Annotated in this window: 11 protein-coding genes; 7 read left to right on the forward strand and 4 right to left on the reverse strand. The window is 45.4% G+C overall.

Features of this window, described 5'->3' with window-relative positions:
* Window positions 1–47: 47 nt before the first annotated feature.
* The 3 genes from ACBR23_RS10150 (at window position 48) to ACBR23_RS10160 (ending at window position 2,825) form a co-directional block, all read left to right on the forward strand.
* On the forward strand, window positions 48–371 hold the full coding sequence (locus ACBR23_RS10150) for a ferredoxin (protein ID WP_371115533.1): 324 nt from the start codon (window positions 48–50) through the stop codon (window positions 369–371).
* Complete coding sequence (gene dacB, locus ACBR23_RS10155) at window positions 368–1,810, forward strand: D-alanyl-D-alanine carboxypeptidase/D-alanyl-D-alanine-endopeptidase (RefSeq protein WP_371119432.1); 1,443 nt, start codon at window positions 368–370, stop codon at window positions 1,808–1,810. The genes ACBR23_RS10150 and dacB overlap by 4 nt, the downstream gene beginning before the upstream one ends.
* Before the next feature lie 145 nt (window positions 1,811–1,955).
* Window positions 1,956–2,825: an alpha/beta fold hydrolase gene (locus ACBR23_RS10160; protein WP_371115535.1), complete on the forward strand. Its 870-nt coding sequence runs from the start codon at window positions 1,956–1,958 to the stop codon at window positions 2,823–2,825.
* 654 nt (window positions 2,826–3,479) lie between these two features.
* On the opposite strand, the gene recA is transcribed toward ACBR23_RS10160, so the two are convergent.
* Entirely contained in the window at window positions 3,480–4,592 is a 1,113-nt protein-coding gene (gene recA / locus ACBR23_RS10165) for a recombinase RecA (RefSeq protein WP_340517957.1), read from the reverse strand.
* 370 nt (window positions 4,593–4,962) lie between these two features.
* On the opposite strand from recA, the gene ACBR23_RS10170 reads away from it, so the two are divergent.
* Both ACBR23_RS10170 and ACBR23_RS10175 read left to right on the forward strand, forming a co-directional pair.
* Complete coding sequence (locus tag ACBR23_RS10170) at window positions 4,963–6,579, forward strand: glycosyltransferase family 39 protein (RefSeq protein ID WP_371119433.1); 1,617 nt, start codon at window positions 4,963–4,965, stop codon at window positions 6,577–6,579.
* A 56-nt stretch (window positions 6,580–6,635) separates the two neighbouring features.
* Window positions 6,636–8,159 (forward strand): peptide ligase PGM1-related protein, encoded by a 1,524-nt coding sequence (locus tag ACBR23_RS10175; protein WP_371115537.1) that lies wholly within the window; start codon window positions 6,636–6,638, stop codon window positions 8,157–8,159.
* A gap of 296 nt (window positions 8,160–8,455) precedes the next feature.
* Here the strand turns inward: ACBR23_RS10175 and lepB are convergent, their stop codons facing one another.
* Complete coding sequence (gene lepB, locus ACBR23_RS10180) at window positions 8,456–9,064, reverse strand: signal peptidase I (RefSeq protein WP_341730439.1); 609 nt, start codon at window positions 9,062–9,064, stop codon at window positions 8,456–8,458.
* Between the two features lie 244 nt (window positions 9,065–9,308).
* On the opposite strand from lepB, the gene ACBR23_RS10185 reads away from it, so the two are divergent.
* Window positions 9,309–10,634 carry a dihydroorotase gene (locus ACBR23_RS10185; protein WP_341738650.1) on the forward strand — a complete coding sequence of 442 codons (1,326 nt, stop codon included), beginning with the start codon at window positions 9,309–9,311 and terminating at the stop codon, window positions 10,632–10,634.
* A gap of 65 nt (window positions 10,635–10,699) precedes the next feature.
* Here ACBR23_RS10185 and tsaE read toward each other — a convergent pair whose 3' ends face one another.
* Both tsaE and ACBR23_RS10195 read right to left on the reverse strand, forming a co-directional pair.
* Window positions 10,700–11,179, reverse strand: coding sequence for a tRNA (adenosine(37)-N6)-threonylcarbamoyltransferase complex ATPase subunit type 1 TsaE (tsaE, locus tag ACBR23_RS10190; protein ID WP_341738651.1), 480 nt, complete (start codon window positions 11,177–11,179; stop codon window positions 10,700–10,702).
* Window positions 11,180–11,254: 75 nt separating this feature from the next.
* On the reverse strand, window positions 11,255–12,655 hold the full coding sequence (locus ACBR23_RS10195) for a gluconeogenesis factor YvcK family protein (RefSeq protein WP_341730442.1): 1,401 nt from the start codon (window positions 12,653–12,655) through the stop codon (window positions 11,255–11,257).
* A gap of 165 nt (window positions 12,656–12,820) precedes the next feature.
* Between ACBR23_RS10195 and ACBR23_RS10200 the strand changes: the two genes are divergently transcribed.
* Window positions 12,821–13,603 carry an ABC transporter ATP-binding protein gene (locus ACBR23_RS10200; protein WP_371119434.1) on the forward strand — a complete coding sequence of 261 codons (783 nt, stop codon included), beginning with the start codon at window positions 12,821–12,823 and terminating at the stop codon, window positions 13,601–13,603.
* The last annotated feature ends 99 nt before the right edge of the window (window positions 13,604–13,702 follow it).

The raw sequence follows: 13,702 nt of genomic DNA on the forward strand, positions 1-13,702 counted from the left end.
GATCGCTTTCAAAATTGTTAAGATATATTAAAAACCGCTTCCGATCAATGCCAGAATCCGACGCTAAAAAACCAGAATCCCCACCCGAAGAGCGCTGTGTATTAGTTTGTCAGCATCAATCTTGTCTGAGAAATGGTTCAGCCTCCGTGCTAGCTGCTTTTGAAGCCCACCCGGTTTCAGGAGTTAAGGTGGAGGCTAGCGGTTGTCAGGGACAGTGTAACACTGGCCCGACGGTGCGAGTAACGCCAGACGAAATTTGGTATTTTCGAGTTAAAGTCAGCGATGTGCCCCGGATTGTGGAAGAGCACCTCCAGGAGGGAAAACCTGTCAAAGCGCTTTTCAATCCGAGAATTCATCTTTATTATTCATGAGCATCCCAGGAATTGTGATTGGTTTATTAACGCTGCTGGCTACTTCATCGGCGGTTGTGGCGCAAATTCCAGCAGTTTCTGGGAATATTTGTGCGGTAGATTTAGGTGCAAAAATAGATGCGATCGCCAATCGTGCTGAATTTAGTCGATCGCGCTGGGGCATTTTGATTCAACCCCTATCTTCTACTACGACTCTCTACAGTCGTGATGCTCAAAAATACTTTATTCCAGCATCAAATGTCAAGCTATTAACCACCGCCGCTGCTTTACAAAAACTGGGTGCTAATTTTCGGATCGAGACCTCGGTTTATAGTGGCGAAAATGGTAATTTATATATTACAGGTAGGGGCGATCCGAGTATTGCTGAGGCTCAGTTGCAAGATTTGGCTCAGCAGTTGAAGCGACGGGGAATTAGTCAAGTTAACGCATTGATTGGCGATGACAGCTATTTTCAAGGTAATGCAGTCCATCCGAATTGGGAATGGGAAGATGCCCAAGCTGGCTACGGAGCACCGATTAATAGTTTAATGTTCAATCAAAATGCGATCGAGCTAATTTTATCACCCCTGGCGATCGGGCAACCACTGAAAGTTACTTTTGCCCAACCAAAGCTGACAAATCAGTGGCAAATTGAGAATAAGTCTGTGACAGTCGGACAAAATGAATCAGAATTTATTGAGGTTGGCAGAGATTTCCGGCAACCTATGGTGCAAGTTCGCGGACAGTTGAGAGTTGGTGCAGAGTCTGAGTCAGCTTACGTGGCAGTTGTGAATCCTGCTCATCATTTTTTGCAACAGTTTCAGCAAGCTGTGGAGGCGGAAGGAATTGCGGTTAAACAGGCTTTAGTGGCATCTAATTCTCGCAATTTAAATCAAAAGTTAGCAACTATTGAATCGCCACCAATGGCAGAATTGGTGAAAGAAACTAATCGGGAAAGTAACAATGTTTATGCAGAGGTTTTATTGAGATTGTTGGGGAAAGTTACAGGTAAGATGCCTGGGTCCCAAGAGGATACAATGGAAGTTGGTTTGAAAGAGTTAAAAACAACTTTAACTCAATTAGGGGTAAATCCCCAGAGCTATGTATTAGTTGATGGTTCTGGATTGTCTCGCCACAATTTAATTAGTCCAGAAGCCTTGGTGCAAACTTTGAGATTAATGGCTAATTCACCTTCGGGCTCTGTTTACCGCGCGTCTTTACCTGTGGCTGGGGAGAGCGGAACTTTAAAAAATCGTTTCAATACACCAAATCGAGTCATTTTGCAAGCAAAAACTGGAACTTTGAGCGGGGTTGCAGCGCTGTCGGGATATGTGGAAGTTCCGAATTACGAGCCGTTGGTGTTTAGCATTATGGTGAATCAATCGGATCAGTCTGCTGCCCAAGTGCGATCGGCGATCGACGAAATTGTGCTGTTATTAAATCGCCTCAGCCGCTGTTAAAAAAATCAATTATAGCAGGAAATTTTTACATATTAAGTGCGATCGGCTACAATGAAAGAAGAAAAATTAAAACCAGTAGGTTGCTGGAGTAGGCAGCCCGTTTGGGGTGCTTGTATAACCAAAAGGTAAGTATAACTTCCACAATATGAAATTTTTAGATTCCGAACAACAGCATATCTTTGTCGAAACCAACAAAATCCGCTTGCACTGCGTTTCCCAAGGTGAAGGCGAACTTGTTTTGCTCTTACACGGGTTTCCAGAGTTTTGGTATTCTTGGCGTCACCAAATTCCTGCCTTGGCACGTCATTTCAAGGTTGTAGTCCCGGATTTGCGCGGCTACAACGATTCGGACAAGCCCGCAAGTGGCTATGATTTGGATACGCTGAGTGCAGATATTCGTGGTTTGATCGATCGCCTCGGCTATACAAAAGCTCACATTGTCGGTCATGATTGGGGAGGGGTTATCGCGTGGCATTTAGCTCAAAAATTCCCCGAAAAGCTCAACCGTTTGGCAATTTTAAACGCTCCTCACCCGCAACGCTTCGTGCAAGAAATGGCGAGTAACTTAGATCAACTCCGTCGCAGTTGGTATGTTTTTGCTTTTCAGGTTCCTGGTATTCCCGAATGGTTGATTCAGCAAAACTTGAAAGATTTTGTGCAAAATGTGTTTCAAGGACAAGCTATTCGTAAAGGCTCTTTTAGCGCTGAAGAAACTAAGATTTATCAGACAGCTTTGGAAAAGCCGGGAGTATTGGGGGCTGCGGTGAATTATTACCGACAAATATTTCACCCGCAACGGCTTTGGAATTTAGGGCAGAAATGGGAAACTGTGAATGTTCCTACTTTGGTGCTTTGGGGAGAAGAGGATGCGTTTTTGAGCCAGAAACTTGTGGAAGGTTTAGATAGATTAATTACTGCTCCATTTAAGCTAAAATTAGTCCCGAATTGTGGCCACTGGATTCAGCAAGAAGTGCCACAAACTGTGAATCGAGAATTACTGAGTTTTCTCAGATAGTAATATCAATTCCGGTTGCACCGGAATAATTGTTGACTGTTAACTGTTAACTGTTAACTGTTAACTGTTAACTATGGATTCTGTTTCTGTAAGGGATTTGACACTCCCCAGGGCTGTTTCATTCTTTGTAGGGGCAAACCCCCTGTGGTTGCCCCGATGCCTGAAACGCCAATTCGATGGTTGGTGGAGGGGTAGGCACGGGGGCACTACCCCTACAAAATGATGATTTGTCTGAGAATGAAACAGCCCTGCCCTAGCCCCCCGATCGAAGGGGGGGGACAGGAGTCTTCTCAAAGTCCCCCTTCCCCCATCCCCCCTTGGGGGGGGCAGGGGGGGGTGGGGGGGCTAGGGCGTGTTTTCAAACCCAAAGATCCCCCCCAGCCCCCCTTAAAAAGGGGGGGGAAAGAGTCTTTAAGTCCCCCTTTTTAAGGGGGATTTAGGGGGATCTAAATCTTAAGCAGTAGTTTGAAAACACGCCCTAGGGGGGGGTGGGGATTTAGGGGGATCTGGACTAGGATATAAACGAGATTTTTCAAGGCTTTCAGGCTTAAGTTGACACGCTTTGGGCATTGCCGTCTCCTGTCTCAAAACCAGAGCCCCGACTTCTTAAAGAAGTCGGGGCTCTAACAGCAGAATATTTACTGACTCAAAGATTTAGATTTCTTCCAAATCTTCGACATCTTCCATATCTTCTAAATCTTCTAGATCCTCATCGTCCACAGGAGCGACAGAATTAGCAGAAACCACAGCACCAGTAGCAAGTTTTTCTCTGACTAATTTCTCAATTTCATTTTTGAAATCGATATTTTTCTCCATGTGTTGGATTACTTTGTCTCGTCCTTGAGCAATGTTATCGCCGTTGTAGCTATACCAAGAACCTTTTTTCGTAATTACTCCCATTTCGTCGGCCAAGTCTGTCAAACAGCCTAAAGTAGAAATGCCTTTGCCAAATACAATGTCAAATTCGGCAATGCGGAAGGGTGGAGCAACTTTATTTTTAGCAACTTTAACTTTGGTGCGGTTCCCGTACTCTTCTGTGCCTTTTTTCAAGGTTTGAATCCGCCGAATATCGAGTCGCACGCTGGCGTAGAATTTGAGAGCGTTACCCCCTGTTGTAGTTTCGGGATTGCCGTAAGTTACGCCGATTTTTTGGCGCAATTGGTTGAGAAAAATGACGGTACAGCCGGATTTGCCGATGTTGCCGGTGATTTTTCGCAAAGCTTGGCTCATCAACCGGGCTTGCAAACCCATGTGGGAGTCGCCCATGTCGCCTTCAATTTCGGCGCGGGGGACTAGGGCTGCTACGGAGTCAATAACTACGATATCGACGGCGACGGAACGGACGAGTTGATCGACAATTTCTAGCCCCATCTCTCCGGTATCGGGTTGGGAAACTAGGAGATTTTCAATATCGACACCCAAGGCTGAGGCGTAGGTGGGATCTAGGGCGTGTTCGGCATCGACGAAGGCGGCGATACCCCCGGATTTTTGGACTTCGGCGATCGCGTGTAGCGCTAGAGTGGTTTTACCGGAACTTTCTGGGCCATAGATTTCAATGACTCGGCCTTTTGGCAAACCGCCACCCAAGGCGATGTCAAGTGTCAGGGCTCCGCTGGGAATGGTTTCTACCCTCATGCGAGTGGCGTCTCCCAATCGGACGATCGCCCCTTTGCCAAAGCTACGCTCGATCTGGGAAAGTACCGCAGTCAGGGCTTTTTGCTTTTCGGGGCTTTCAGTAATTTTTGTAGACGTATCTTTTTTTGCCATTTGCGGTACACAGGTAGGGCCCTTGCGGAGCTTGTTGATTAACTGTACAACACGTATGTTAGCAGTTATTTTGGGGGTGGGGAGGTTCTGGGAAGATTTGATTCACGATTCTTGATTTTGCTGAAGCTCAGTCTGCTGGCTCATCTGATTTTAGATTTTGGATTTTGGATTTTGGATTTTCTACTGGTTCCCAGGCTCTGCCTGGGAAACCATGTCCAGAGGCTCTGCCTCGAACGGCTTGCATTAAAATTGGAGGCAGAGCCTCTAGATCTGCGTTACCAGGCAGAGCCTGGTAACGAGTAATTTTAACTGGTTTAACTGGTTCCCAGGCTCTGCCTGATACCGAGTAATCGCAACAATTAAGGCAAGCATGGAATCTACAATACGTCAAGACAAATCTGTCGATCGCACTAATTCCCGGTGGCTGCTGGGCTTATTGGCGATCGCTATTTTACTAGGCATCGGATTTCGAGGCTTTGAGCTCGATCGCAAACTTTACTGGCACGACGAAGCCTACACCTCGCTGCGGGCTGCTGGTTTCACCAGACAAGAAATCGACGACGAACTATTCCAAAACCGGATTGTTCCCGCGCCGGAATTACAAAAATATCAGCGCATTAAACCAGGAAGTACAGCAGCAGACACAATCAATTCTTTAGCACTAGAAGACCCACAGCATCCGCCTTTATACTTTCTGATGGCTCGCCTTTGGATGCAGGAATTTGGCAGTTCTCTGACAGCATCCCGTACTTTACCAGCACTATTAAGTTTGCTGTCCCTGCCTTTAATGTACGCTTTAGCTCAAGAACTTTTTGCCTCACGTTTAACGTCGTTATTAGCGACAGCACTGTTAGCCTTATCTCCCTTTGATATCTTATTTGCTCAGACCGCAAGGCAGTATAGTTTACTGACAGTAACAGTTATTGGCAGTAGTTTGCTGCTGCTGAGAGCCCTGCGGTTGCAGCGTTGGAAAAATTGGGTGTTATATGGATTGTCGATCGCTCTTGGTTTATACACCCATCCTTTTTTTATCTTAACACTAATTGCACAGGGCATATTTATCCTGTGTTACTGCCTGTTTTTTGCCAAAACTAAATGGCGCGGCCATGTAATTAATTCGCATTTTTTCTTGTCAGTAATAGGTGGTTTGATTATTTATGCTCCTTGGATTTACGTCCTAGGGACTAATCTGCAAAGAGCTTCAGATACTACAGATTGGACGCGAGTTGCTCCCGGATTGCTTTATTTGGTCAAATTGTGGATTTTGAGTTTTACGGCACTCTTTTTTGATTTAGATTTCGGTTTTTATAGTATTTGGACTTTTCTGGCTCGATTGCCATTTTTGATTATAATTGTAGCAGGTATTTACCAAATATTTCACCGCACTACCAGTAGCCATAGGTTATTTATTTTACTATCAATTTTTGTGCCTTTTTTGATGCTAGCATTGCCGGATCTAATCATCGGCGGTAAACGCTCTGCTGTGAGTCGTTATCTGATTTCCTGCTTTCCGGGAGTGCAGCTAGTGGTGGCTTATTTCCTCGCAAATAGTGTCAAAAATCGGCAGCGGTTCTGGGAATTCATTTTGGCTGGGGTATTTACAGCTAGTATAGTATCTTGCGTTGTTAGCGCTTTTGCTGATACTTGGTGGAGCAAAGACGTGAGCTATTTTAATGCTGAAGTCGCCCAGAAGATTAATCAAGAGGCGATCGCGAATCGGTCAATCAAAGATACAATTGTAATTAGCGATCGCGGCAACGATTTTACGAATATGGGCGATTTGCTTTCTCTGAGCTATTCGCTTGACAAAGACGTGCGGCTGATGTTAATGAGTCAGTCACCAGACCTGGAGATGCTGAACAAATATTCGGCTCCCCTGGTGTTTCGGCCTTCGGAAAAATTGCGATCGGCATTTAAACGAAATCAACTGCGGTTAGAGCCTGTATTAGCGAACGCTAGACTTTTTCGAGTGCGACGCTCCGCCTAAGATTTCTACAGTATCAATAGACATAAATAGTTATACAGATTAGCGGAATTAAACCTATGCAAGACTTAAAAGATGTTGCGTCAGAATATGGCCAACCCTTTCGTAATCTTCAGCAAGAATTGCGGGAGAGTTGGCAGAAAATCGAAGAATTCGACGGCGGAGATTGTGACATCATCGTCATTCCTTCTATCAGTTTAGATCAGCAAGAAATGCAGAAAGTTCCCGGTGCTTATCACTACGAGGAACGCCATTTATTTTCGTTAATTCGTCTGCGAAATCCCCGCACGCGCCTGATTTATATTACTTCCGAGCCGCTGCATCCAATGATCGTTGATTATTACTTGCAATTACTCCCCGGAATTCCTTTTTCACACGCGCGCGATCGACTTTTGCTATTTTCGACTTACGATGCTTCTGCCAAATCCCTCACCCAGAAAATTTTAGAGCGACCCCGGTTGATGGAACGGATTCGCTCTTCAGTGCGGCCGAGACAATCTTATATGGTTTGTTACAACTCCACCCCCTTAGAGCGGGAGTTATCTGTAAAGTTGGGAATTCCTTTGTGGGCAAGCGATCCAGATTTGCTCTACTGGGGAACAAAAAGTGGTAGCCGACAAATTTTTCAAGAAGCTGGTGTACCTTATCCTGACGGTTCCGAGCTAGTTTGGAATGTGGCAGATTTAGCAGCAGCAGCAGCTCAACTGTGGGAACGCCAGCCCCATTTACAGAGAATCGTAATTAAGCTAAATGAGGGCTTTTCTGGGGAGGGAAATGCGATTTTAGAACTGAAGTCCATCGCCCCTACAGCACTTGCGGAAAAAGCAAAAGTAATCCAGGATTGTTTCCCTAATTTGCGCTTTCAAGCAGCGGGAGAAAATTGGGAAAATTTCAGCAGTCGCATCCCCGAACTAGGGGCGATTGCCGAAGCATTTATCGAAGGAAAAGAAAAGCGATCGCCAAGCGTTCAAGGTAGAATTGTACCCAGTGGCGAAGTAGAAATTCTTTCAACCCATGACCAAATTTTAGGAGGTCCAGACGGTCAAATTTTCTTGGGTTGCCGATTTCCGGCGGACGAATCCTATCGCATAGCGTTGCAAGAATTCGGCAGAAAAATCGGGCGTAACTTGGCAGAAAAAGGTGCTTTAGAGCAATTTGGCATAGATTATGTGGCTGTGCGGCAAGATGACGGTCTATGGGATATTCAAGCAATTGAAATTAACTTACGAAAAGGTGGCACAACTCATCCTTTTATGGCGCTGAAGCTGTTAACAAATGGTCGTTATGAGGGTGCTACGGGTGCATTTTACAGTCAGCAGGGCCGTCCGAAATATTATGTGGCTTCTGATAATTTAAAAAAAGAGCGCTATCGGGGATTGTTGCCGAATGATTTGATGGATATTATTGCGGATAATCAACTACATTTTGACAGCGGTACTGAAACTGGTACGGTGTTTCATTTAATGGGTTGTTTGTCGGAATTTGGTAAATTGGGATTGACAAGTATTGGCAATTCTTCCCAAGAGGCACAGGAAATTTATAATAAAGTTGTGAAAGTTCTCGATCGAGAAACGTCATGCTAAATCTGCTGGAATGATATCACCCATCAACCCACAAACCCCGGCGGTTGAAACCGCGTCTACACAAATGATATCGTTTCCGGCTGCATCGGAATGATTTAACCACAGAGAACGCAGAGAACACAGAGGGAGATAAGAGAGATGAATAATTCCGATGTTACCGGATTTGATATGAAACCCGCCTTCGCGGGTTGAAGAATCGATCGCACAGTGCTCTGAAATTCCATATTTCTTAGTCCGCGGAGGCGGACATCGTTTGTATAGACGCGGTTTCCAACCGCCGAGAATTTGAATGGTAGCTAATTTGTAGGGGGATAAAGGGGCGAAGAGTCGATGGAACCTGTACGATTGAGAGGCCAAAAACGCACAATTGCCCTACCAATAATATTGGGCTTGGGTACATAGCCCCAATAGTGACTGTCGCAGCTTTGGTTGCGGTTGTCCCCCAGCACCAAGTAAGAGTTTTGAGGTACTACTGCTGGCCCATAGGGATAATGGGGAATTTCTTCAATATATTTTTCCTGTAGGGGCTGCTTGTTGATATAAACTTTTCCCTCTCTGACTTCCACGCTGTCTCCGGGAAGTCCAATTACTCGCTTGATATAGGCATCTTTGATCGGCGGTGGCTGTCCCGTACACAAGCTGGCCGAGTCTGGAGGTGTAAATACGATAATATCTCCTCGGTGAGGATCTTGAAATCGATAGCTCACCTTATCGATAATTAAGCGATCGTTAATTTGCAAAGTGGGGAGCATCGAACCTGTTGGAATGTAACGAGCTTCGGCAACCAGAGTGCGGATGCCAAAGGCTAAGACTGCTGCTAAACCGATGGTCTTAATTCCTTCTATCCAAGGGTTTTCGGTGTCCTGGGGTGGTTTTTCGTCGCCTGACTTGTCTAAACGAGTCATAGAGTATTGTAGTGACTGAACTGGATACCAATTTTGACACTCCCTGTCCGTCAATAGACAGGGATTATTCAATAATTTTACAGTATAAATTTACTAATATCAACAATTAGAATCAAAGAACTCAACTCCCTACTAAACAACTAATAATTTTTAAGGAAATTTATATTTCTTAGTATTCAGTCAACTATTTTAAGTATAAAATGTTTCCTAGCTAGCAAGCTGTTTACTCAATTAATTGTATCTTATGGCTCCCACATCAAGTTTATTGATCCGCCACGCTCGTATTCTTTTGCCGAATGGTGAGTTTTTGCTAGGGGACGTGCAAATCTGCGATGGCAAAATAGTCGGAGTTGCTGCTGAAATTGTCGCATCGGGCGATCGAGAAATAGACGCGAGCGGTTTAACTTTGTTACCGGGAGTAATTGACCCCCAGGTACACTTCCGCGAACCGGGTTTGGAACACAAGGAAGATTTGTTTACGGCTAGCTGTGCTTGCGCTAAAGGCGGTGTCACCTCGTTTTTGGAAATGCCGAATACACGACCTCTGACCACCACTCAAGCTGCTTTAGATGATAAATTGCGCCGCGCGGCCGAGAAGTGTTTGGTGAATTATGGCTTTTTTATTGGAGCAACCTCTGAAATCTTACCAGATTTATTGAGCGCCAATCCGACATCGGGAATTAAAGTTTTCATGGGTTCGATGCACGGCGACTTATTGATGGATGACGCAGCAGTTTTAGAGGCGATTTTTGCTAAGGGCGATCGGCTAATTGCGGTACACGCCGAAGACCAAGCTAGAATTAATCAGCGTCGTCAGGAATTTGCTGGGATTTCTGATGTGGCTATTCATTCACAAATTCAAGACAATCAAGCTGCTTTGTTGGCTACTGAGCTAGCTGTGAAACTTTCTAAAAAATATCAGCGCCGTCTGCATATTCTGCATCTATCTACCGGAGAAGAAGCGGAGTTTTTGCGCCAAGAAAAACCGAGTTGGGTGACAGCAGAAGTGACACCACAGCATTTGTTGTTAAATAGCAGCGCCTATGAAACCATTGGTAGTTTAGCTCAAATGAATCCGCCTTTGCGATCGCCCCGCGATAACGAAATACTGTGGCAAGCTTTACTCGACGGCGTAATTGATTTTATCGCCACGGATCACGCGCCACACACCTTAGCCGAAAAAGCTCAAACTTATCCAAATACACCGTCAGGAATGCCCGGTGTTGAAACTTCTTTGCCTTTGATGCTGACAGAAGCTATGAAGGGAAGGTGTACAGTTGCTCAAGTTGCTAATTGGATGTCAACGGCAGTTGCTAAGGCTTATAAGATTCCGAATAAGGGTAAAATAGCCCCTGGTTTCGATGCGGATTTGGTCTTAGTAGATTTGGAGAAGTATCGCCCAGTTGTGGGAAAAGAAATGGCGAGTAAGTGCGGTTGGAGTTCCTTTGAAGGTTGGAATTTGACTGGCTGGCCTGTGGTGACTGTTGTGGGAGGAAAAGTGGTTTTTGAGAATGGGAAATTGGATACAAATGTGAGGGGAAAAGCCTTGACATTTGACGCAGATATGTAGGGGAGAAGCATTCGGGAGACAATCAATGAAAGATACGCAAAGTATGGTGCCCGAATGCTTCGCCCCTACGGGTGATGGAATGAATCAGGATTGTATAAGGGCAAATCCTGTAATTGCCAATTACCAATCAATTCAATTTGTCGCCCACTATCGCAATAATTTAAACGAATTTGCAAATAATTATCTGGTTTGTAGGGCAATTTTTCCGCCCATTCAATCGCTACAATTCCCAAATCCATTTCTAATCCGTCCCAATAACTTTCTAAGTGCAAAGCCTCCACTTCGTCTGTTTCTAAACGATACAAGTCTAAATGATAAAGAGGAATTCTCCCTGTTAAATACTCGTTAATGAGGGTAAAAGTAGGACTTTCAATGGAATCTTGAATTTCTAAACCTTCAGCGATGCCTTGAACTAAAGTAGTTTTGCCAGCGCCCAAATCTCCTTCTAATAAGATGACAGTGCCGGCGGGGAGCGATCGCCCTAATGTTACACCCAACTGGCGCGTAGCTTCAGCATCGGGAAGAGAAAGTATGATTTTAGTCATTAGTCATTTGTTATTTGTTGTTTGTTATTTGTTGTTTGTTTTAATAACCAATAACATTAGTCAACCGTCAATAACTTAAATATTTTGGGCGCGACTGTACCAACGCAGCAACATCCCAGCTAATCTCTGAGAATTGTGACGAATTAAACCGGTATTTTCATCTTCATCCATGACATTGGCAATCACAATTCGCCTCCCCAATTGCGTTACTGCTTCTCGATCGAGTACCACAGGATAGGAATTCTCCTGAGAATAACGGATCAAAGCCTTTGCAGAAGGGACTTTTCCTTGAACTACTACAGCATCAAATAGTGGCCGGCCGCAAGCACGGTCGATCGCCCGAATATGATCCGCTACCGTATATCCATCAGTTTCCCCCGGCTGAGTCATAATATTGCAGACATAAATGCGCGGAACTTGACTATTGGCGATCGCCTCAGCAATTTCTGGCACCAATAAATTCGGAATTACACTCGTATATAGACTCCCTGGCCCAATAATCATAAAATCAGCTTCCTGAAGCCCTTCCACAGCCCTCGGCAAAGCCGGAGGATTAGCAGGAGTGCAGCCTATTTTGAGGATTTGCCCGTTAGCTTTGGTAATGCTGGACTCCCCCTCGATTCTCCGGCCGTCCGCCAGTTCTGCCCACAAAGAAACATCGCTCAGAGTAGCCGGCAGCACTTCCCCCCTCACGGCTAAAACTTTAGAACTAGCGGCGATCGCCTGTTCCAAGTCTCCAGCAATATCGCTCATCGCCGTCAAAAACAAATTCCCAAAACTGTGACCAACCAAACCGTCACCGGCCCGAAAACGATATTGAAACAACTCAGTCAATAACTTTTCCTCATCAGCCAAAGCAGCCAAACAATTGCGAATATCACCCGGTGGTAGCACCCCAATTTCTCGCCGCAGGCGTCCCGAAGAACCGCCGTCATCGGCCACGGTGACAATAGCAGTGATTTTGGCACTATAGTCCTTCAATCCTCTCAGCAAATTGGACAGACCCGTACCGCCACCGAGGGCGACTATTTTCGGTCCGCGGTGCAACCTGCGGTGGTTGAGGAGTCGATCGACCAATTCCTCGTTTCCTTCGGGCATCAGCACTTGAGTAATTGAGTTCAAACTGCGGGTTTGTCCCCACAGAATCAACAAAATCCCGGTGGCGATGACTAGGGGACCCGATATGTAATTGGGAACGACTTCCGCAATCCACGCCAAAAAATTTCTCAATAATTGCAACAAAAAGAAAATGGGAGTCATCCCAGTCCAAATTGCTAAACCCAAACTGGCAAGTACCACACCGCTAGCACTGATCAGCAGCCAGCGTTTCACCAACAGTCCGGGGGATAACCACTTAAACCACTGGTGAACTCGCCCGTTTCGTAAAGAGGAAGGGTAAGGATTTCTGGATTTGGTCACAACCTGTCTGGTTTTAGCCCAAACACGGAGGGCTTTGGGAAATGAACTAATTGACATGGTTAATTAGTCTTAAGGGTATGGGAACAGCTAAACCTGACAAATTTAGAATACAAGAGAGTTTTGATTCTGACAGTCAATTTAAGTTATTAATCATTAGTCAAGACTGAGAGAGTCAATAGCTAGACTGATGACTGGGGAATGATAACATCTTAATCGCATCTTATGGATGAGCCGTTAATCGAACTCAAGGGGATAAGTAAGTCCTTCAATCAGACTCCAATCCTTGATGGAGTCGATCTGAAGATTTATCGGGGAGAGGCCCTGGCAATTATTGGTCCTTCTGGGACTGGGAAATCTACGATTTTGCGGATAATTGCGGGTTTGCTGGTTCCAGATGCCGGTGAGGTTTTTGTTCAGGGACAGCGCAGGATAGGATGGGTGGACGACGTGACCGATCCGATCGGGATTGGGATGGTGTTTCAGCAAGCGGCTTTGTTTGATTCGCTGACGGTGGAAGAGAATGTTGGTTTTTTACTGTACCAGCATTCTAAGCTGTCGCGTCGCCGGATTCGGGAATTGGTGGAGGAAAAATTGGAGATGGTGGGTTTGCCCAAAATTGGCGATCGCTATCCAGCCCAGTTGTCTGGGGGAATGCGAAAGCGGGTCAGTTTTGCCCGTGCCATTATGGCTAATCCTGATAATGCTAGGGATAATCCAGAGGTTTTGTTGTACGACGAACCGACGGCGGGGTTAGATCCCATTGCTTCGACGGTAATTGAAGATTTAATCCGCGATTTGCAGAGGGCTCAGGGTGTGTGCAGCACTTATGCGATCGTCACTCACCAAGACAGTACCATCCGTCGCACAGCCGATCGCATCGTATTTCTCTATCGAGGCAAGGTGCAGTGGGAAGGAACTGTCAGCGAAATTGCATCGACAGATAATTTATTAATTCAACAATTTTTTAGTGGCAGCGTTACTGGGCCAATTCAAGTCATTGGATAGTCAGTTGGCAGTTGGCAGTTGATAGTTGGCAGTTGTCAGTTGATAGTTGGCAGTTGATAGTTGGCAGTTGGCAGTTGGCAGTTGATAGTTGGCAGTTGG

It is taken from the genome of Microcoleus sp. (genome assembly GCF_041354475.1).
Classification (GTDB): Bacteria; Cyanobacteriota; Cyanobacteriia; order Cyanobacteriales; family Microcoleaceae; genus Microcoleus.